The sequence below is a fragment of the Pseudomonas fluorescens genome, from assembly GCF_019212185.1.
Taxonomy (GTDB): domain Bacteria; phylum Pseudomonadota; class Gammaproteobacteria; order Pseudomonadales; family Pseudomonadaceae; genus Aquipseudomonas.
The window spans coordinates 5,377,536-5,397,506 of sequence record NZ_CP078138.1 but is presented as its reverse complement, the minus strand read 5'-3'; the positions used below and the strand labels follow the sequence as shown (position 1 = coordinate 5,397,506).

The window sequence follows — 19,971 nt, the reverse complement described above, 5'->3', positions numbered from 1 at the left end:
GCATGCCTGACCCAAAGCAATCGCGGCGGCCCGACAGGCGTCTGCGCCTCAATGAGTCCCCGGCGTATTCAGATTCATCGAGCGCACCGCCAACCCGCTGGCTGTCTCTTCATCCACCGGCAGGGAAAAGCTGAAAGTCGCACCCTGCCCCGGCACATCCAGCAAGCGAATCTGCCGCCCATGCAGTTGCAGGATCCGCTGCACGATGCGCAAGCCAAGGCCGCCGTCGCGGCGGGCGCCGCCGATGTTGAAGGGACGCAAGAACAAGCCCTCGCGCAGTTCGGCCGCGATCCCCGGGCCGCTGTCGCTGACGGTGATTTCGACGAATTTACCCTGAGGCACCAAGCGGATATCGATCGAGCCACCGACCGGTGTATAGCGCAACGCGTTGTCGAACAGATTGGTCAGCACCCGCTCGATCAGCCCCAGGTCAGCGCATACTGCCGCTACCGTCGGCGCAAAGCTGGCGTTGAGTTGCACCTGCCGGGCTTCAGCGGTCAGCTCGAATTTCTGGAAAATATCCTGCACCAGATCCGTCACCGAAAACCGCTCCAGCACCGGCTGGACGAATCCGTGTTCCAGGCGCACCAGCTCCAGCAGCGACTGCGCCAGCCCTCCAACCTTGCGGCTCTGATCGAGGGCGATGCCCAGGTAGCGCCGGCGCTCCTCCGGGGTCAGGCTGGCGTCCTTGAGCGACAGGGTTTCCAGGTAACCATGCAGCGACGCCAGCGGCGTGCGCAGGTCATGGGAAATGTTCGCCACCAACTCACGGCGCTCCTGGTCCTGGCGGGTCAGGGAGCGCCATTGTTCGCCGAGACGGTTTTGCATCTGCCGAAAGGCTGCATCGAGTATGGCAATTTCGTCCTGGCTGGCCGATGGCTCGGGCGCAGGTGCAACGGGCGCTGCCGCAGGCACACCATCGATATCGAAGTGCGCCACGCTGTCGGTCAGGCGCCGCAGCGGCCGGGTGATCAGGGTAAAAGCGGTGAGACCAGCGATCAGGCACAGCAACGCCACCAACCCAATCGACCACAGCGCGGTATTGAGGGCAACGCTGTTGGCATCGCGCTCGGCGAGGCGGTCACGCTCTTCGCTGAGCAGCACCACATACAGATACCCCGCCTGCTTGCCGGCGACCTTGAGCGGAGCGGCACTGAACACCTTGCGGCCGTCGACACTGCGCGGGTCGTCGCCGAGGATCGGCAGGCTTTCGTCGTTGAGCAGACGCTGTACAGGCGCCAGGTCGATTTGCTCACGGCGCAGGTGACCTTCCGGCGCGGCGTCGCCGATGATCCGGCCCTGGTTGTCGAGCAGGTACACCTCGACGCTCGGATTCACCAGCATCAACTGGCTGAACAGGCCGCGCAGGGCTTCGGGTTTCAGGCCGTTGGCGTCCATCAACTGGGTGTCGCGGGCGATGTGCTGGGCCAGGTCGCGGGACAGACCTTGCACCACTTCCAGCTCGTGCATCTTGTTCGCGCGCACCTGCATCCACACCGAGGTGCCGCTGCACACCAGCAGCAACAGGGCGAACACCAGGGACAGGCGTTGCGACAGGGTCAGTCTCATGCCGACTCCTGCGCCGAGGCGAACTTATAGCCGCGACCCCAGACAGTGAGGATGCGCACCGGTTGCGCCGGGTCGCTTTCGATCTTCGCCCGCAGGCGATTGATGTGGGTATTGACCGTGTGCTCGTAGCCTTCGTGGCTGTAGCCCCAGACGGCGTTGAGCAGGTCCATGCGCGAGAACACCTTGCCCGGCTGGCGGGCGAAGAAATACAGCAGGTCGAACTCGCGCGGGGTCAGGTCGAGGCGCTTGTCGCGCAGCGCCACTTCGCGGGTGATCGGATCGATGAACAGGCCGTCGCTATTCAGGCTGCCGGCATCCATCTTCAGGTTGCGCGCCATGGCGTCGACCCGGCGCAGCAGGGCCTTGACCCGCGCCACCAGCTCGAGCATCGAGAACGGTTTGGCCAGGTAATCGTCGGCGCCCAGTTCGAGGCCAAGGATGCGGTGCATTTCGCTGGAGCGCGCGCTGGTGATGATGATCGGCGTGTAGCGCGCCATGGCCCGCGCGCGGCGGCAGATTTCCAGGCCGTCGACCCCGGGCAGCATCAGGTCGAGGACCAGCGCGTCCCAGTTGCCTTGTTCGAGCAGGCGCAGGCCCTGGTTGCCGTCGGCGCTGTGCACCACCTCGAAATGCTCGTCCCGCAGGTGCAGACAGATCAGGTCGGCGATGTGCGTGTCGTCCTCGACCACCAGGACGCGTTTGGGCTGATCCATAGGGCTTCGATCTCGTTACGTAATGACACCCATTGTGCGGGTTTTCCCGGCGCCGAGTTATCACGAATTGTTTAACTGCCCGTGAGGATTTGGCGATCAGCACAAGCCTAGGCTGTGTTGCATACCCCTCACAGTGATTTTTCGGAGACAGCCATGTACTCACGTCGACAAGTTCTTCTGGCAGGCGGCGGGCTGGGCATCGCGGCGTTGGTGGCGAGTGCCTGGCCACGGAGGGTGACGTTGATCGAATCCGCGCAGGCCGCCGAGACTTTCGAGGTCAATTACAGCGATGAACAGTGGCGCCAGCGATTGAGCGCCGAGCAGTTCCACATCCTGCGTGAAGAAGGCACCGAGCGCGCCTACAGCAGCCCTCTGAACAATGAACACCGGCCCGGCACTTTCGCCTGCGCCGGCTGCGAGCTGGCGCTGTTTTCTTCCAGCAGCAAGTTCGACAGCCACACCGGCTGGCCGAGCTTCTGGGCACCGCTGGCGAATGCGGTCGGCACGCGCCAGGACCGCTCCTTCGGCATGCTCCGTGAATCCGTGCACTGCCGTCGTTGCGGCGGGCACCTGGGCCATGTCTTCGATGACGGTCCACAACCCACCGGCCTGCGCTACTGCATGAACGGCCTGGCGATGACCTTCACCGCGCAAGCGGCCTGAGCCTTTACCTGTGCATGACTGAGGAAAATGATGATGAAAATGCAATGGACCTGGCGTCGAAGCCTGCTTGGTCTGGCGCTGGCCGGCGTTGTCGGACAATGCCTGGCCATGTCGGTCGCAGGCGCCGAGGAGGCCGTCCTGCTGGCCCCGCCGGTGCTCGATGAAACGCCCAAGACGGGCAGTGAAACCGCAGTGTTCGCCGGCGGCTGCTTCTGGGGCGTGCAGGGCGTGTTCCAGCACGTCAAAGGGGTGAAGAACGCGGTGTCCGGCTATGCCGGTGGCCGTGCCGAGACGGCGCAATATGAGCGGGTCGGCGAGGGCGATACGGGTCACGCCGAAGCGGTGCAAGTGACCTACGACCCGGCCCAGGTCAGCTATGGCAGCTTGCTGCAAATCTACTTTTCAGTGGCCCATAACCCCACCGAACTGAACCGTCAGGGACCGGACCGTGGCCCCCAATATCGCTCGGCGCTATTCGTCGAAAATCCTGAGCAACAGCGCGTCGCCCAGGCCTATATCAAACAACTGGACGCCGCCCAGGTCTTCAGCAAACCGATCGTGACCACGCTGGAAACCTACAACGGCTTCTACCCGGCCGAGGACTATCATCAGAACTTCCTCACCGAGCACCCGAGCCATCCTTACATCGTGATCAACGACCTGCCGAAAGTGGCGCAACTCAAACAGCTTTATCCCCAGCGCTATGCGGATAAACCGGTGTTGGTGAGGGCTGGCCAGTAAACCCCGGCTTGCCCCACATCTGCAGGGCGAATTCGACAAAGCAGCGCAGTTTCGGCAGGCGATAGCGGTCAGGGGCGTAGACCAGATTCATCGCCCGGCGCGGCAGTTGGTAGTCCTGCAGCAGGGCTACCAGCTTGCCTTCGCGCAAATCCTGTTGCACCAGCACGTCAGGCAACATCACCACGCCCATGCCGACGCGCGCGGCCTGTAGCAGGCCGGGTACGCTGTTGATCACCATCGGCCCGCTGACCGGCACCAGCACTTCGCCCTCCGGCCCGCTCAGCGGCCATTGCTTGCCTACTGAACTCCACTCGTCACCGGCCGGATAGGCATACGTCAGGCAGGCATGCTGGCTCAGTTCGCTGGGGGTGGTCGGCACCCCGTGTCGCTCCAGATAGGACGGGGCGGCGCAGATGCTCAGGGTGTAGTCGACCAAAGGCCGGGCAATCAGGCCTGACGGCTCGGGGTTGCCGAGGCGAAAGGCAACGTGGACGCTGTTGTCGATCAGGTCCATCACCTGGTTGTTGAGCAGAATATCGACGCGGATGTCCGGGTACTGCTGGGTAAACAGGTGCATGGCCGGGGCCAGGCATTCGGAGCCAAAGCTCGGCGGCGCGGTGATGCACAGGGTGCCCTTGGGCTCGCCCTGGACCGTCTCGGCGAGCCGCTCGGATTCGTTGACCAGCCCCAGCACTTCCAGGCAGCGCTCGTAGTAGGCGCTGCCGAATTCGGTCAGGCGCTGGCGCCGCGTGGTGCGGTTGATCAGGCTGACCCCCAGGCGTTGCTCCAGCGCTCGCAGGTGATTACCGACCATAGTGGTCGACAGACTGCAGTGGCGAGCAGCGGCGGTCATGCTGCCGGTCTCGACCACTTTGACGTACACCGACATTGCCAGGAACAGATCCATTATCAAGCTCAGCTTTAAGATGATTGAAGTTTTAAGGCGTTTATCCAGCTCTGGTGGTTAACGATACTGCGAAAACACTGTCCTGCTAACTGTACGCAACCCCTGTAGGAGTGTCCTCATCCCACCTCAAGGAGCCTGACCCCCATGACCGCCACCCACCTGATGAGCACTTACCAACCCCTGGCCCTGAGTTTTACCCGGGGCCTGGGCACTCGCCTGTGGGATCAGGCCGGGCGTGAATACTTGGACGCGGTGGCGGGCGTGGCGGTGACCAATGTCGGTCACTCGCACCCGCGTGTGGTCAGCGCCATCACCGAACAAGCCGGGCTGTTGCTGCACACCTCCAACCTGTACAGCATCGATTGGCAACAGCGGCTGGCGCAGAAGCTGACGCAATTGTCGGGAATGGATCGGGCGTTTTTCAGCAACTCCGGCGCCGAGGCCAATGAGACGGCGTTGAAACTGGCGCGGCTGTACGGTTGGCAAAAAGGGATCGAGCAGCCGCTGGTGGTGGTCATGGAAAATGCCTTTCACGGCCGTACCCTCGGCACCCTGTCGGCCAGTGACGGCCCGGCGGTGCGCCTGGGTTTTGCGCAATTGCCGGGGGATTTTCTCAAGGTGCCGTTTGGCGACCTCGCCGCACTGGAGCAGGCGCAGGCCACCTATGGCCAGCGCATCGTCGCGGTGCTGATGGAGCCGGTGCAGGGTGAAAGTGGTGTACAGCCGGCGCCTGTTGGCTTTTTGCGGGCGTTGCGTGGGCTGTGCAACCGGCACAACTGGTTGTTGATGCTCGATGAAATTCAGACCGGCATCGGCCGCACCGGGCAGTGGTTTGCCTTTCAACACGAAGGCGTCGTTCCCGACGTCATGACCCTGGCCAAGGGCCTGGGCAACGGCGTGCCGATCGGCGCCTGCCTGGCCCGGGGCAAGGCTGCCGAACTGTTCACCCCCGGCAGCCATGGCAGCACCTTCGGCGGTAATCCGCTGGCGTGCCGGGTCGGTTGCACGGTGCTGGAAATCATCAAGGAGCAGGGCCTGCTGGAAAACGCCCGGCGCCAGGGCGAACGCCTGTTGAGCCGGCTGCGCGCCGAACTCGAGGGCCTGCCGAATGTGGCGGCGATCCGTGGCCTGGGCCTGATGATTGGCATCGAGTTGAAACAGTCGATACGCAACCTGAGCCTGACCGCCGCCCGCGATCACGGGCTGCTGATCAACGTCACCCGGGGCAACATCATCCGCCTGCTGCCGCCCCTGACATTGGACGAGCGGGAGGTGGAGATGATTGTGCGGGGGGTGTACGGCGTTCTGAAAACTGAATGACCACCCTCCACTAATGTAGGAGCGAGCCTGCTCGCGATAGCGCCCTGTCAGCCGACTCAAATATCGACTGATACACCGTCATCGCGAGCAGGCTCGCTCCTACAAGGGATTGGCAGGCTAACGCTCCGAAAGCTGCGACAACGACGGTGAATCCAGAATCTGGATCGATTTGCCCTGGGCCACGATCAGGCCCTGCTGTTGCAGCAAGGTAAAGCTGCGGCAGGTGGTTTCGGTGGCGATGCCCAGGTAGTTGGCGATTTCGTCGCGGGTCATGTTCAGGCGAAATTGCCGGGCTGAATAGCCATTGGCGTGGAAACGCCCGGACAGGTCGACCAGGAACATCGCCAGGCGCTCATGGGCATTTTTCTGCGCGAGCATGCGCATCATTTTGTGATCGTCGCGAATTTCCCGGCTCATCAGGTTGATCAGTTGCCGCCGTAGCTGGGGGATTTTCTCCAGCAGGGCTTCGAGTTGATCGAAGGGGATTTCGCAGACAGTGGTGGTTTCCTGGGCCTGGGCGGTGCAGGCGTAGGTGTTGATATCCATCCCCGACAACCCGATCAGCTCGCCGGGCAGATGAAACCCGATGATGTGCTCCTCGCCATTGAGGTTGACGCTGGAGGTCTTCAAGGCGCCGGAGCGGATCACGTAAATCGACGTAAAGGCATCGCCCTGGCGAAACAGGCTGTCGCCTTTGCGCAGCGGGCGTTCGCGTTTGACGATGGCATTGAGGGCACTGACATCGTCACTGCCCAGCGCCAGTGGCAGGCATAACGAGGCCAGCTTGCAGTTTTTGCAATGGGGCGATTCAGAGTGCTTGAGGGACGCTGGGGTGTGCATGTCATGACCTTGGGCAAATCGTCGGGGCGTCATCGAGCGGCGACGATGGAAGGTCATTAGCGCCGGGCGGCAGGGCGGGCGTCAAACCGCACGGCGAGGAAATAAACATTATTGATAAGTGCACGAGCCAGCGTTTTTTGGGGGGGGGCGTGATAGAGCGCTGGCGCGGCCGGGGTCAGAGAATCGGCCGCTCACCGAGTGCCTGTGCCAGGCGCAACAAGTAACCGTCAGGGTCCTGGACGATCAGTTCAAGCTGGCCGACTTCCATCTCGCCGGAGCGATACCAGGCTTCGCCAACGGGACGAAACAGCGGCCATTGGGCGGCCGTCAGCCGAGCCAGGATCGGTTCGACCTGCTGCACTTCCATCTGGAAATTGATCCCGCGACCAAAGGGCGCCTGCAATGGCCCGGTGTGCCACTGGCCGTCGTCGGGAAAATACTGTTCGAGCATCACCTGCACGCCGTCGAAGTCGAGGTAGGCGAAGCCCTCCTCGGGACGGTCGTAAGCGACCTGGAAACCGATCAAGCGAGTCCAGAAGTCCAGGCTTTTGGCGATGTCGCTGACCGTCAGTTCGGGCACCATCTTGTTGCGCTTGAGCATACATATCCTTCGTTTCTCAGAGATCAATCGGTGGCGGGTGGCACCATCCGGGTTTTCGCCGCGCCGTTCGAGTTGTGCTGGTAGATTGCCTGGGGCTGGCCCTGTTGATTGAAAAACACCTGGCCAATCCCCGCCGAATTCCACAACCGCTCGCCGGCTTCCGCGTGCTCCGGTACGTGGGGCACGACCTGCATGCGCCGGCGTTTGGTCAGCCAGTTCAGCGGCGAGCGTGGCGAGTATAGCCAGCGATTGAGGCGATCGAACCACTCCAGCAGGGTGGGCGGGAATTCATTTTTGATGCCGCTGCTGGTGATCTGCCAGATGCGCGGCCCGGCGCTGCGGTGGCGGATCAGCACTTCGTAGACGAACGAGTAATGCACGTCACCGGAGAGGATCACGTAATTGCCCGGCGTGCGCGAGTGACGAAAGATGTTGAGGATCACCTGTGCCGCACCGCGATGGGCCATCCAGTTTTCCGCGTCCACCAGCAGCGGGTAGCCACACCAGCTGAAGACTTTCTGCACGGTCTCGATCAGCTTGACGCCAAACACCGGCGCCGGCGAAACGATGATCGCTGACGGATGATCAAGCAGTTCCTGTTGCAACTCGCACAGGGCTTCCCAATCCAGCAAGCCCGAGGGTTGCTTGAGATTGGACTCGCTGCGCCAGCGCCGGGTGCGGGTGTCGAGCACCACCAGCGCCGGAGTGGTCGGCAGCACGTAATGCCAGTGCTGGAACTTCAGCAGGTCGTCGATAAGCTCATCCTGGGCGCTGCTGTCGAGGTAGCCGTGCTGCGGGTCGAGGGCCCGGGTTTTATCCACAAGGCCGGTGAACGCATCCGGGTTGTTGCCCCAGCCTTGGCACAGCAGGTAGGCGATCAGCGCGTTGCCGATGATGCGCTTGGAGAACGGATGGCCGTAGGCGGTCTGTTCCCATTGGGCGCTGAGGTTCCAGTCGTCGGTGATGTCGTGGTCATCGAAAATCATCAGGCACGGCAAATGGGCGAGCACTCGTGCCACCTGATCGAGGCCGAGCTTGAAGGCGTCGATGCGGGTCTGTTCGAGGGCATAACGCTCGCGGCGTTCTGGCGTCAGCGCCGGCGGCTGCGGGTCGATCAGGGTCCAGGCGGTGGGCGACCAGACCAGCAGATACATGGCCATGACTTCGGCGAAAGTCACCAAGTGATTGTCGGCGCTGCTGCTGGTGAAAATCGGTTTGCGCGCACCGCCGAAGAAGCGTTCGCGCAGGGTCTCGTTGCTCTCCAGCGCCGGCAGCAGGTCGGCGCGATGGTAGTAACTGGCCGGGTGCTGGTAGAGCGCGGCGCTGTCCTCGACCACCGCGCCGTCGAGGTGCTCGCCGAACAGGCCCAGGCGCTCGATCAGCGCGTGGATCGCCCGCAGCATCGGGCCGGCGACATCGTCGGCGTAGACCTGATCGCCGCTCATCATCAACAGCGCCGGGCGTTGTTCGGGGGCGGGGTTGTCCGCCAGCAACTGATCGACACAGAGCAGGCCATCGCGGGCTGGAAAATGCGGCTTGCGGCAGGAGCCATGGAGCAGTTGGTCGATGCGGCTGCGCAGGACAAAGTTCGCCGATTGCGCCGTGCCGTACAGCAGGTGCGGCGCCCAGTCGGCGATGCCCGACTGCTGGCCATCGTCGCCGTTGACCAGCAAGTCGTAGTCGATGCTCACGTCCTGGGGCAGGGCCTGGTCGAGTTGAACGTCGATCAGGTGGACAAAGGCCTGGCGGCCGACCGCGATGACCTGGGGCTTCAGCGCGATGTCGCCGACGCCGGCCAGGCGCAGGGTCAGCGCCAGTTCCCGCGATCCCACCAGCCATAGCACCAGGCGCGTCGGTTCCAGACGCCGCAACAGCGGGCCGACCAGCACGGCGGGCAAGGGCGATTGATCAGCGAGGTGCGGCGCAGGCGTGGACATCCGAGGGGTGGGCTCCAGGTAAAAACAGGCCGGCGATGATAACGCAGGTGATGGGCCGGGACATTCCCTGCAGTGCAACACCGAGCGGCTCTTCTGTGGGAGCAGGGTATTCAGGGGAGGCGGATCAATTCATCGACCCCCGCCCTGGCAGGTCGCTGCCTTGCTCCACCGCCTGCGCCTCGCCGTTGGCGATGATCCAGCGCAGCAGGGCGTTGACCGAGATGCGGTGGCTGCGCTCGACCCATTCCACGCCTTCGGGGCGGTACAGTTCGATGTAGCGGCTGAGCACCAGTTCGCGCTCGTCGTCGGTCAGGCGCAGGCTGGTTTCGCTGCAGTGCAGGCCGCTGTTGGCGCGTCGGTTCAGGCGCTGTTCGAGCACCAGCGGCGGGCTGTTACGTGGCATCGGTTGCCACGAGCGGCCCGCTGATAACGCCCCAGATACCGAAGGTCTGACCGAAGGCGGAGCGACGAAGGGCGATGCCCGGCGTGTCGGAGCGCTCAAAGGAGGGTTTGCCGTTGACATGGGGCAGGCTGTCGAGGAACACCGTGGGTTGGTTGAAGTGGGTGGTGAAGTTGTGCTGACCCAACTGGAAGAATTCCGGCGTGTAGCCATAACCCCGGGCAACCGGCTCGATGGCGTCTTCGTCGATCACCTGGTTGAAGGCGAAATTGCCGCGGTTGACCTGTTCCGCCGGGTCATGCAACGGGTAGCCGGCCTGGGCGCTGTCGGCCGAAGTACGACTGGCGCAGCCGTACAGGTAGGTCAAGGTCAGCAGCAATGCAGCATTGCGGAACAGTGCATGGGAACGCTTGAACAAAGGCATGGCAAACAGTCTTCGGGATAAGGGAACTGGATCCTGACATCCGTGCCTTGCTTAAAAATGTCTGCTTTTTTACCGGATTGATGCTTTGTGACCGAGTTGAAATATATGACGAACCTCACCGAATGGTTTTAGATATCCGCACTATCCATCGCTGAGTGTGCCCGCCGGTGAGCCATCTGTTGATCGTGGACGACGACCTTGAGGTCCTCGATCTGCTGCGTAAATTCTTTGTCCAGCAAGGTTATGTCGTCGACGTGGCCACCGACGGCGTGGCGCTGTGGGCCGCCCTTGAGCGACAAATGCCCGACCTGATCATCCTCGACTTGATGATGCCCGGCGAAAACGGCCTGACGCTGTGCCAGCGCCTGCGCCAGCAACACAGCATGCCGGTGATCATGCTCACCGCTATGGGCGAACTGAGCGACCGCGTGGTGGGCCTGGAAATGGGCGCCGACGATTACGTCAGCAAGCCGTTCGATGCTCGCGAGCTGTTGGCACGGGTACGTGCGGTGTTGCGCCGGGTCGGCGAAGTGCGTCCGCTGACCGGCCAAGTGCCCCATCCGCTGATCAAGTTCTGCGACTGGCAACTGGACCTGACGCGCCGCGAACTGCGCTCGCCGGATCAGGTGATGATCCCACTGTCAGCCGGTGAATTCGACCTGCTGCTGGTGTTCGTCGAGCACCCGCAACGCATCCTCACCCGCGAACTGCTGCTGGATCTGGCGCGCGGACGCACCCACGAAGCCTTCGATCGCAGCATCGACGTGCAGGTCAGCCGTTTGCGGCGCAAGCTGGAAATCGACAGCAAACGCCCGGAAATGATTCGCACCGTGCGTAACGGCGGTTACCTGTTCACCCCCAGCGTGACCCGGCAGTGAAAGGTTGGCGGGCGGCCTGGTGCCTGCGCAAACGCGATACCGTGTCGCGCTGGATCGCCCTGACCACCATCCTCGCGATGCTGACCTCCCTGGGCTTCTACGCGCTGTTCACCCAGGTCGCAGGCGTCTGGGCCTATCCGCCGTTGACCGAGACCGGGCTGCTGGAAAAACTTTCGTCCCTCAGTCGGGTGATCGCCGCCTCCGAACCGGCGCAACGACAACGCCTGGCCGACGCTGCAAGCGACAGCAGCCTGACGATCCGCTGGAGCGCCAGCCACGAAGCGCTGGAGCTGCCCGCCGCACCTGACGCCGCCAGCCGTGCCGACAAACCAAACGCCCGCAAACTGTTCAACAGTGAGCGCCTGGAAGCCTACCAACCCTCGGACTGGCCGCAGCACAATGGCCAATACGCCATGGCCATGCAACTGGCGGACGGTTCCTGGCTGATGTTCAGCATGCCGTCACGCAGCTGGGGCCTGGAGCACTGGGCGCGCAATTTGATCGTGGTGGTGCTGATATTGCTCTCCACCGGCTTGGTCGCGCTGATCGCCACCCGCCGCCTGGCCCGCCCCCTGCAAACTTTCGCCGAGGGCGCCCGACGCTTTGGCGTGGATTTCCGTGCGCCGCCGATCAAGCCGGTCGGCCCCCACGAAATCCGCCAGGCGATCCTCGCGTTCAATGCCATGCAGGCGCAGTTGCAGCACTTCATCAAGGACCGCACGCAAATGCTCGCCGCCATCTCCCACGACCTGCGCGCGCCGCTGACGCGCATGCGTTTGCGCGGTGAATTCATCGACGATCCGCAGTTGCAGAAAAAGCTCTTCAGCGACGTCGACGAAATGCACGCCATGATCAATTCCAGCCTGGAGTTCTTCCGCGACAACGCACGCCTTGAACAAGCCACCCCGTTCGACCTCGCCGAACTCCTGCAAACCCTGATAGACGACTACCGCGACCAGTCCATCGAAATCCCTTTCAGCGGCCCCCAGCGCCTGGCGTATGTCGGTCGTCCGCTGGGGCTGAAACGGGTGATCACCAACCTGCTGGAAAACGCCCTCAAATATGCCAGTGAACCGGCCATCGAGCTGCGCAGCGATGCCGAACACGTGACTATTCGCGTGCTGGATCGCGGGCCGGGAATCCCCAGTGACAGTTATGAACAGGTGTTCGTGCCGTTCCATCGCCTGGAAGGCTCGCGCAATAAAAGCACCGGCGGTGTCGGCCTGGGGTTGTCGGCGGCGCGGGCCATCGTGCTGGAACACGGTGGCGAACTGACGGTGAGAAACCGCAGCATTGGCGGGCTGGAAGCGCGGGTGGTGTTGCCGGTGTTGTAGGGGCCGCCTGCGCAGGGTTATGCAACCCCCCCTGCACAGGCAGCTGCCAACTCAGAAATCCCAGCGCGTGTTGAGCATGAAGTTACGCGGTTCGCCGTAGGCCGCCGAGTTATAGAAGCCGATGTTGGTGTAATACGACTTGTCGAAAATGTTGTTGACGTTGAGGGTCGTCGAAAGGTTCTGGGTGATCTGGTAGCGGGTCATCAGGTCCACCAGCCAATAGGCATCCTGGGCGATATCCTCGTAGTGACCCAGCGGCGCGTTGTAGATCGATTGCCAGCCGACACTCTGCCAGCGCAGGCCGCCACCGACGGTCAGCTTGTCGAGGTCACCGCGCAATTTGTAGCGGGTGTACAGGCTGACCTGGTCTTCAGGTTCGAAGGTGGAGATCTTCTGGTCGTTTTCGTCGCGCACGATCTTGTGTGTGTAGCCGGCCTGCACCTGCCAGCCGGGGGCCAGTTCGCCGGAGATTTCCAGTTCATAACCCTTGGTGGTGGCCTTGGTGCCCTTGAACGCGTAGTTCGGTGGCGTCGGTTGCTGGTTGTTGTAGTCGTCGTCCGGCATCGAGCGGTTGTTTTCGTGCACCTCGAAGTAGGCCAGGCTGCTGTTCAGGCGGCCGTCGAAGAACTCGCCCTTGAGACCCAGCTCATAGTTCTGGCCTTCGTCCGGTTCGAGGATGGTGCTGTTGCGGTCTTTGTTCCAACTGTCCTGGGGCATGAAGATGTCGGTGTAGCTGGCGTACACCGAGTATTGCTCGTCGAGGTCGTAGACCGCGCCGACGTAGGGTACGAAGCGCCCGGTCTCGCGGTAAGACGGGGTCAGGCCGGTCAGGTGATAGTTGACCACGCGGCCGCCGAGAAACACCTTCAGGTCGTCGGCGACATTCAGGCGGGTGGTCATGTAGGTGCCGGTCTGCCGCACGGTGTCATCGGTGCGTTGCGACACCGGGCCCCAGTTTGGCTCAGGGAAGTTGCCGTTCCAGTTGTTGAAGTCGACCACGTTTGGCGCGTTCTGGGTCACGTCCCAGTAACCCTTGCCGGTCCAGTGCGAGTTGCCCGCCGAGCCGCCGATCACCAGTTCATGCTCACGGCCCATGAAGGTAAATGGCCCGCTGAGGTAGAAGTCTGCCGAGTCGCTGGTGGTTTCGCCGGTGTACTTCTGCGTGTTGATTTTCGCCGTGCCGTCGGGCTGCGGCTGGTCGAACTGAATCGAGCCGAGCGGGGCGTGGTAGCCGTTGATCTTGTGGTCCAGTTGCAGCTTGGTCACCCAGCCGTTGCCCAGTTCATGCTCAAGGGTGGCGAACACGGTGCGGGTGTACTGCTCCCAGCCGCTCCAGTCGGTGCCGTTGTTGAACGAGCGCGAAACGCTGTTATGCCCGCCTTCGGAGTTGATCAGCGGGAAGCTGCCGGACCAGCTGGAACCCTTGGGATTGTTGTCCTGATAGTCGCCGCCGAGGGTCAGCAGGGTGTCCGGGGTCAGGTCGAATTCGACGATGCCGTAGTACACCGAGCTGTCGCGCGAGTAGTGGTCCATGAACGAATGCTTGTCCTGGTAGGCCGCCACGGCGCGGCCACGGACGTTACCGGTTTCGGTCAGCGGGCCGCTGACGTCCAGTTCGCTGCGGTAGTTGTCCCAGGAACCGACGCCGAGGCTGGCGTGGCCCTGGAAGTCGGCGGTGGGTTTCTTGCGCACCAGGTTGATGGTGGCGCCCAGCGAACCGGCGCCGGTCAGCAGGCCGGTGGCGCCCTTGAGCACTTCGACGCGGTCGTAGATGGCCATGTCGCTGAGGGTGTTGCCCGCCGAGTAGGCGACGTTGCGCACGGTGGAGGGCACGCCGTCGTACTGGAAGTTGTTGATGGAAAAACCGCGGGCGTAGTAGTTGGTGCGGTCGCTGTCGAAGGCCGAGACGGTGATGCCTGGGGTGTGGCGCATCACGTCGTCGACGTTGTTCAGGCCGAAGTCGTCCATGTGCTGGCGGGTGATCACGGTGATCGACTGCGGGGTTTCCCGTGGCGTCAGCACCAGTCGCGTGGCGGTGGCGATGGTGCCGGGGGTGTAGGAGTCGCTGCCTTCGGTGACGGTGCCCAACTGGTTGCTGATGATGCTGGTGGCGCCCAACTCCAGTGCGTCACCGGCGCTGGCGCGCTGCACAAGGATGATCGCGTTGGGACCGTTTTGCTGGAAGTCCAACGAGCTACCGGCCAGCAGTTGGTTCAAGGCCTGCTGGATGCTCATCTGGCCGTTGACGCCGGGAGACTCGATGCCCTGGGCCATCTCCGAGGTGTAGGCGATCTGCAGACCGCTCTGCACGCTCAATTGATCCAGCGCGTTAGCCAGTGGCTGGCGAGCAATGGCAAAGCGATGGGTGCTTTGCATTTCGTGGCCGGTCGTCTCGGCGACGGGCTCGACGGCGGCGGCGTGGCTGCAGGCCAGGCAGATGGCGAGTGCCAGCAGGCTGCGGGCGGGGGTCGGATTGAGCGTAGGAAAGAGCATGCGAGTCCCGTACTGAATAGGAATTATTTGCAAAAGCAATTCCTTGACGGGTTGGCTGCGCAAAAGCCGTAAAATTTTTTTCGAGGTCGTGATTCAGCGAATCAGAAGGGCGCCGCCGGGCAGTCGGGTCAGTTGGCTGGCCGTCACCTTGGCCAGCGCCTGGACCACGGCTTGCGGATCATCCAACTGGTAGCTGCCACTGACGTTCTGCTGCGCGGCACGCTCGTTGAGCAGCACAATCGGCGCCGGGTAATAACGCTGTAACTCATCCAGCACCTGCGCCAGTGGCCGGTCCTGGAACGACAAGCGGCCATTCAGCCAGGCCAGTTGCCGTTCACTGCCTTCCGTGTGCAGGGCTTGCAAATGGCCCAGCTTGAGTTGCTGCCAGTTGCCGGCTTGCAACAGGCTGTCCGCACCCTCGCGATTGGCCAGGCGCACTCGGCCTTCGCGTACCGCCACCGTCACCCCATTGGCGTTTTTACTGACGCTGAAGCGGGTGCCGACCACTGTGACCTGCGCCTCGCCGGTGTCGATCACCATCGGCCGCGCGCTGTCATGGAAGGCCTCGACGTAAAGCTCGCCACGCAACAGGCGAATGCGCCGTTGAGTGCCGTCGAACTCGGTGCGGATGGCGCTGTGACTGCCGAGCACGATCTTTGAACCGTCGGGTAGTTGCAGGCGCTGGACCTCGGCGGTCGCCGTCAGGTGGTCGGCTTGCAGGCGCATCGGCACATCGCCGATCCAGCCGACGCCGAGCATCAGCAGCAGGGCCGCGGCGGTGGCCAGCCAGCGGCGGTGGACCGGGGGCTTTTCGAGCGGGGCGGGCGGCAATCCGAGATCAACCGCCAGCGCTTGCAGGGCCTGTTCGAATGCCTGGGATTGCCAGAGGTTCTCCAGCTCGGCGTAGGCGTCGGCATGGTGCGAATCGGCCGCGCGCCACTGCTCGAAACGCTGGCGCAGCAGTGGGTTGTCGGCGATGGCCTGACGCTGGGCGAACCAGTCGCTTGCCTGTTCCCGAGCGGTTGCGCCAGGCGGCAGTCGGGTGGGCTGGTCAGTCATGGCGGTCCTGCAAGTCGGTGGCTTTGAGGCAGGCATTGAGGGCATTTCGCAGATCTTTTTCCACCGTACTCAAGGACACCTGCAGGCGCTGGGCAATCTCGCCCTGGGATAAGCCCTGCAGTTTATGCAAAACCAGGATTTGTTGCTGGCGCTTGGGTAGGCTGCCGAGGACTTTCTGGAATTGCTGCAACTGTTGCTGGCCCTGCACCTGAATGTCCGGACCGGGGACGCTGGTCGGCACTTCCACCACCACGCTGTCGTCGACCCACTGGCATTCGAAGCGGCGTTTGCTGCGCTGGCTGCGCAGGTGATCGAAGGCCAGGTACTGGGCGGTCTGGTAGAGGAAGGGGTGCAAGTGCTCGATGGGCCGGGTCTTCAGGGCATTGGCGACCTTGACGTAGGTTTCCTGGGCCAGGTCCTCAGCCAGGCTGGCGCAGCCGACCACCCGCGAGAGCATGCGGATCAAGGCCCCGCGCTGGCCGATGAACAGCGCGCTGAGTTTGTGCTGGTTGTCTCCCGAGTCCATGCCCACCGTCCCTGCCACGCCAAAAGCGGCTCCACGCGAATCGGCGTACTTTAATGAGAATAAGTGTCATTACCAAGCTATTTCAATTCAGGGCAGATAACAGCGCCTCGATGACCGCCTTCTCGACCTGTCCTTCGCTGCCGCCTTCGACGAACACCGCAGCGGTGGCCGAGTCGTCGCCCCGGCTCGCTTGATACACCGCGACCACGCTGCCCGGACCGCCACCGGTATGACCGCACAGCAGCAAGCCATCCGCCGTCGGACCTTGCATCACGCCCAGGCCGTAGCCGGGTGACTGCCACGGCCGACCGGGAATCGGACCGCCGAGGTGATAGACGCTCTGCATGGCCTCGAGCAGGTTGGCTGGCAGCAAGTCCCCGGCCAGCAGTCGATCGAGGAAAATCGCGGCCTGTGGCAGCGGCCCGATCAACAGGCCGTGATAGACCCAGTTCGGATCGTAGCTGGCGGCCGTGCCTGGCAGATCGCTGCGCTTGCGGGCCAGGCGCACGTGAGAAATGCCTAATGGGAGCAAAGCGCGTTGTTGCAAAGCCTGCTCCAAGGACAAACCGCTGATGCGCTCGATCAGCCGTGCGACGTACAGATAGCCCACATTCGAATAACGCCAACCCGTACCCGGTGCATAGCGCAACCGGGTTGCGTCGAGCCGCTGCAGCAGTTCATCCACCGACCACGCCGACTCGTGCCGGGCCACTGCCGCGTGGTACTCCGGCAACTCGCCATAGTCCGCCAAACCGGCTTGATGCTGGAGCAATTGGCGCAAAGTGAAGGGGCCTTCCGGCAGCGGTTGGTCGAGGTCGACCAGACCATCGCACACCAGGGTCAGGGCGGTGGCCGCCATCACGGTTTTGCCGAAACTCCACCAGGGCACGTCGATCGACGATGCTTCGGTGCTTGGCAGCTGACCGTTAGTGACCGTGCAAGACATCATCAAGGTTCCACTCATTCCTTCACTCCCTGTTGTGCAAAATAGCGACTCGGTACTTCCCCCAACAAACGGCGGAAACTGCTGCTGAATGCGCTTGGGCTGCTGTAGCCCAGATCCATCGCCACCCGCGTCACCGCCTCGCCATTGCCCAGCCTCACCACGGCACTCAACAGGCACGCCTGCTGGCGCCACTCGACAAAGCTGATCCCGGTTTCCTGGCGAAACAGACGGGTAAAGGTCCGCCGACTCATGCTCACCTGCCGGCACATCGTATCGATCCCCACCTCCAGCGACGGCTGCTCCAACAACTTGCGACAGGCCAGTGCCAGCCTCGGCTCACGGGGCAGCGGGGCATTGAGTGAGAGCGGCGGCATGGCGGCGATTTCGTGCAGCAGCAGGCTCATCAAGTGACCTTCGCGCTGATCTTCGGCGTACAGCGGTGCGACGTCGATGGCGCCCATCAGCAATTGCTGGAGCAAAGGCGAAACGCCGAACACCTGGCAGTGCGCCGGCAGGCCGAGGCGGGTGGCGGCGAGGGGGCGGATGTAGGTGTTGAGCATGGTCACCGGCCCATTCATGGACATGGCGTGGGGCACGCCGGCCGGGACCCAAATGGCCCGCTGCGGCGGTACGACCCAGTCGCCTTGGTCGCTGAACACGGTGATCACCCCGCAGGCGGCGTAGGCGAATTGTCCGCGCTGATGGCTGTGCCGCGCAAAGTGCAGGCCGTCGTGATAGTCGCTGGCGGTGACCACGGCATCGCGGGGAATAGTTTCGTAGGGATCGATCTGGGTTTTGGGCATGGCCCAAATTTACTGATCAAAGACCCGATAGCGCAAGCGGGCCGATACCCGTATTGCCCATAGTGCGGGTCCTGTCCTGAGGAACCGCGCACCATGCACAGCAAACACTTGATCCTCGCCGTATTGGTTACGGCCGTCTGGGGGCTGAATTTCCCGGTCACCCAATTGGGCCTGGCGAGCATTGATCCGCTGCTGTTGACCGCCCTGCGCTTCACCCTGGCCGCGTTGCCCTGGGTGTTTTTTATCCGCCGACCACCGATTGCCTTCGGCTGGCTGGCCGCTTACGGGCTGATTTTCGGGGTGGCGATGTGGGCGCTGATCAACCTCGGTATCGAGATGGGCGTCCCTGCCGGAACCGCTGCGTTGTTGATTCAGTTCAGCGCCTTTTTCACCCTCGGCTGGGGCGTGCTGCTGTTTCGCGAACGCCTGCGTTTCGGGCAGGTAGTGGGTATTGGCCTGGCGGCTGTGGGACTGGTGAATATCATCGCCAGCAGTCCCGGTCAGGCCACCACGCTGGGCTATGCCCTGTTACTGGTGAGCGCTTTCAGTTGGAGCGTCGGCAACGTGATCATCAAGCAATCGAACGTGCGTGAGATGTTCGCCTTTGTGGTGTGGGCCAGCCTGTTCCCGCCGATCCCCTTGCTGTTGCTGACCTGGCTCGCCCACGGTTCGGCGCCGTTTACCGGGCTGGTCACGGACTTTCACTGGCTGGCGTTGTTCTCGTTGCTGTTCCAGGTCTACGCGGCGACGCACTTCTGCTACTGGGGCTGGAACCTGTTGCTGCGCGAGTACCCGGTCTCGCGGGTGGCGCCGCTGTCGTTGCTGATTCCGCTGTTCGGCATAGGCGGCTCGATGCTGATCCTCGGCCATCGGGTGGATGGCCGCGAAGGGCTGTCGATCGTGCTGATTCTGGCGGCGCTGCTGGTGGGGCTGATCAAGCGTCGGGCGATGCCGGTATCAGTCAGGTCCTCATCGGGTCACTGAATGTCTTTCAGATAATCCCGCAGCGCCAGCAGCGGCGCCTGCAACTGCTCAAGGGTCGGCGCCGTGGCCACATCGCCGGCCAGGCGCTGCAACTCGCGCCCCAGCGGTTTATCAACACCGCCGACAGCCGCCAGAGCCAACTCCACGCAGGCGGCGATCTTGAGTTGGATCGCCGCGAGATCCTCGCGGCGCAGCAGCAACTCGAAGACTTCCCGTGTGTACTCGTCCATCACCGGATCATCGCGCAACACCGGGCTCGCGCCATCCGTTTCGTGAACGAGCTTGAGCGCGAAAAGGGCGACCGATTCCAGCGGCAGTTGCATGGTGTGAATCCTGAGATGGGCTTGGCGGTCGAGGATGATCGCGGTTTCGCCGAGGAAAAAAAAGACCTGTGCTTGTGGTCGGGGACGGGTTGCCGTTCAAATTTCCCAGGTTGTGCCAAGCTGATGCAGTGCCCCGACCACTCCCAGGAAAGCCCCGCCATGAACAACGCTCCCGTGTCGAACATCCGCCGCGAGTTCTACAAAGCTGTCGGTTATTACCTGAAATTGGCTTGGCCGATCTTCTCAACCATGCTGGTGGTGATCGTCACGGTCGGCCTGATCATTGCCTATGTGGAAGGCTGGCAGCCGTTCGACGGTATCTACTTCGGCTTCGTGACAGGGCTGACCATCGGCTACGGCGAACTGGTGCCGAAACAGCCGCTGTCGCGGGTGTTGGCGATTTTGCTGGGGTTTAACGGGGTGTTGTTGACGGCGATTTTTGCAGCGATCAGTGTGCGGGCGATTGAAGAGGCGGTGCGCAAGGTGGGTGGGGATAACTGATAATCCACA

At 62.8% G+C, this 19,971-nt stretch carries 21 protein-coding genes; 7 read left to right on the top strand and 14 right to left on the bottom strand.

Annotated features, from left to right (window positions below; all coding sequences use genetic code 11):
* Positions 1-48 precede the first annotated feature (48 nt).
* Positions 49-1,569 carry a sensor histidine kinase gene (locus KW062_RS24180; protein WP_105754778.1) on the bottom strand — a complete coding sequence of 507 codons (1,521 nt, stop codon included), beginning with the start codon at positions 1,567-1,569 and terminating at the stop codon, positions 49-51.
* Positions 1,566-2,282, bottom strand: coding sequence for a response regulator transcription factor (locus KW062_RS24175; protein WP_105754777.1), 717 nt, complete (start codon positions 2,280-2,282; stop codon positions 1,566-1,568). Before KW062_RS24175 ends, KW062_RS24180 begins: the two co-directional genes overlap by 4 nt.
* 153 nt (positions 2,283-2,435) lie before the next feature.
* On the opposite strand from KW062_RS24175, the gene msrB reads away from it, so the two are divergent.
* Together msrB and msrA are read left to right on the top strand one after the other, a co-directional pair.
* A complete protein-coding gene (gene msrB, locus KW062_RS24170) occupies positions 2,436-2,945 on the top strand; it encodes a peptide-methionine (R)-S-oxide reductase MsrB (protein ID WP_027619607.1) in 510 nt (169 codons plus the stop codon).
* A 33-nt stretch (positions 2,946-2,978) separates the two neighbouring features.
* Positions 2,979-3,686 (top strand): peptide-methionine (S)-S-oxide reductase MsrA, encoded by a 708-nt coding sequence (gene msrA / locus KW062_RS24165; RefSeq protein WP_027619608.1) that lies wholly within the window; start codon positions 2,979-2,981, stop codon positions 3,684-3,686.
* On the opposite strand, the gene KW062_RS24160 is transcribed toward msrA, so the two are convergent.
* Positions 3,625-4,593, bottom strand: coding sequence for a LysR family transcriptional regulator (locus KW062_RS24160; protein ID WP_081786383.1), 969 nt, complete (start codon positions 4,591-4,593; stop codon positions 3,625-3,627). The two genes, msrA and KW062_RS24160, sit on opposite strands and share 62 nt — an antisense overlap.
* Before the next feature lie 144 nt (positions 4,594-4,737).
* Between KW062_RS24160 and KW062_RS24155 the strand changes: the two genes are divergently transcribed.
* Positions 4,738-5,913 (top strand): aspartate aminotransferase family protein, encoded by a 1,176-nt coding sequence (locus KW062_RS24155; protein ID WP_105754776.1) that lies wholly within the window; start codon positions 4,738-4,740, stop codon positions 5,911-5,913.
* Between the two features lie 117 nt (positions 5,914-6,030).
* Here KW062_RS24155 and fnr read toward each other — a convergent pair whose 3' ends face one another.
* The 5 genes from fnr to KW062_RS24130 all read right to left on the bottom strand — a co-directional run bounded on the left by fnr (position 6,031) and on the right by KW062_RS24130 (position 10,115).
* The gene (fnr, locus tag KW062_RS24150) at positions 6,031-6,753 is read right to left on the bottom strand and encodes a fumarate/nitrate reduction transcriptional regulator Fnr (protein ID WP_105754775.1); all 723 of its coding nucleotides are present in this window, start codon (positions 6,751-6,753) and stop codon (positions 6,031-6,033) included.
* A 175-nt stretch (positions 6,754-6,928) separates the two neighbouring features.
* Positions 6,929-7,354 (bottom strand): bleomycin resistance protein, encoded by a 426-nt coding sequence (locus tag KW062_RS24145; protein ID WP_105754774.1) that lies wholly within the window; start codon positions 7,352-7,354, stop codon positions 6,929-6,931.
* A 23-nt stretch (positions 7,355-7,377) separates the two neighbouring features.
* Positions 7,378-9,291, bottom strand: coding sequence for an alkaline phosphatase D family protein (locus KW062_RS24140; RefSeq protein ID WP_105754773.1), 1,914 nt, complete (start codon positions 9,289-9,291; stop codon positions 7,378-7,380).
* A gap of 124 nt (positions 9,292-9,415) precedes the next feature.
* On the bottom strand, positions 9,416-9,694 hold the full coding sequence (locus tag KW062_RS24135; RefSeq protein ID WP_027619613.1) for a hypothetical protein: 279 nt from the start codon (positions 9,692-9,694) through the stop codon (positions 9,416-9,418).
* Positions 9,684-10,115, bottom strand: coding sequence for an MlaA family lipoprotein (locus KW062_RS24130; protein ID WP_051550557.1), 432 nt, complete (start codon positions 10,113-10,115; stop codon positions 9,684-9,686). Before KW062_RS24130 ends, KW062_RS24135 begins: the two co-directional genes overlap by 11 nt.
* A 167-nt stretch (positions 10,116-10,282) precedes the next feature.
* On the opposite strand from KW062_RS24130, the gene KW062_RS24125 reads away from it, so the two are divergent.
* Together KW062_RS24125 and KW062_RS24120 are read left to right on the top strand one after the other, a co-directional pair.
* Positions 10,283-10,993, top strand: coding sequence for a response regulator (locus KW062_RS24125; RefSeq protein ID WP_027619614.1), 711 nt, complete (start codon positions 10,283-10,285; stop codon positions 10,991-10,993).
* Positions 10,990-12,327, top strand: coding sequence for an ATP-binding protein (locus tag KW062_RS24120; protein WP_027619615.1), 1,338 nt, complete (start codon positions 10,990-10,992; stop codon positions 12,325-12,327). The genes KW062_RS24125 and KW062_RS24120 overlap by 4 nt, the downstream gene beginning before the upstream one ends.
* Before the next feature lie 51 nt (positions 12,328-12,378).
* Here KW062_RS24120 and KW062_RS24115 read toward each other — a convergent pair whose 3' ends face one another.
* From KW062_RS24115 to KW062_RS24095, 5 genes are all read right to left on the bottom strand, one after another.
* Positions 12,379-14,820 carry a TonB-dependent siderophore receptor gene (locus KW062_RS24115; protein WP_177433263.1) on the bottom strand — a complete coding sequence of 814 codons (2,442 nt, stop codon included), beginning with the start codon at positions 14,818-14,820 and terminating at the stop codon, positions 12,379-12,381.
* A gap of 93 nt (positions 14,821-14,913) precedes the next feature.
* Positions 14,914-15,879, bottom strand: coding sequence for a FecR family protein (locus KW062_RS24110; RefSeq protein ID WP_027619617.1), 966 nt, complete (start codon positions 15,877-15,879; stop codon positions 14,914-14,916).
* Entirely contained in the window at positions 15,872-16,405 is a 534-nt protein-coding gene (locus tag KW062_RS24105) for an RNA polymerase sigma factor (RefSeq protein ID WP_027619618.1), read from the bottom strand. Before KW062_RS24105 ends, KW062_RS24110 begins: the two co-directional genes overlap by 8 nt.
* A gap of 82 nt (positions 16,406-16,487) precedes the next feature.
* On the bottom strand, positions 16,488-17,354 hold the full coding sequence (locus KW062_RS24100; protein WP_105754821.1) for a serine hydrolase domain-containing protein: 867 nt from the start codon (positions 17,352-17,354) through the stop codon (positions 16,488-16,490).
* A gap of 11 nt (positions 17,355-17,365) precedes the next feature.
* Positions 17,366-18,154 carry an AraC family transcriptional regulator gene (locus KW062_RS24095; RefSeq protein ID WP_027619620.1) on the bottom strand — a complete coding sequence of 263 codons (789 nt, stop codon included), beginning with the start codon at positions 18,152-18,154 and terminating at the stop codon, positions 17,366-17,368.
* 93 nt (positions 18,155-18,247) lie between these two features.
* On the opposite strand from KW062_RS24095, the gene KW062_RS24090 reads away from it, so the two are divergent.
* Positions 18,248-19,138: an EamA family transporter gene (locus KW062_RS24090; protein ID WP_105754771.1), complete on the top strand. Its 891-nt coding sequence runs from the start codon at positions 18,248-18,250 to the stop codon at positions 19,136-19,138.
* On the opposite strand, the gene KW062_RS24085 is transcribed toward KW062_RS24090, so the two are convergent.
* On the bottom strand, positions 19,132-19,461 hold the full coding sequence (locus KW062_RS24085) for a hypothetical protein (protein ID WP_027619622.1): 330 nt from the start codon (positions 19,459-19,461) through the stop codon (positions 19,132-19,134). The genes KW062_RS24090 and KW062_RS24085 overlap by 7 nt on opposite strands.
* A gap of 159 nt (positions 19,462-19,620) precedes the next feature.
* Between KW062_RS24085 and KW062_RS24080 the strand changes: the two genes are divergently transcribed.
* On the top strand, positions 19,621-19,962 hold the full coding sequence (locus KW062_RS24080) for a potassium channel family protein (protein ID WP_027619623.1): 342 nt from the start codon (positions 19,621-19,623) through the stop codon (positions 19,960-19,962).
* The last annotated feature ends 9 nt before the right edge of the window (positions 19,963-19,971 follow it).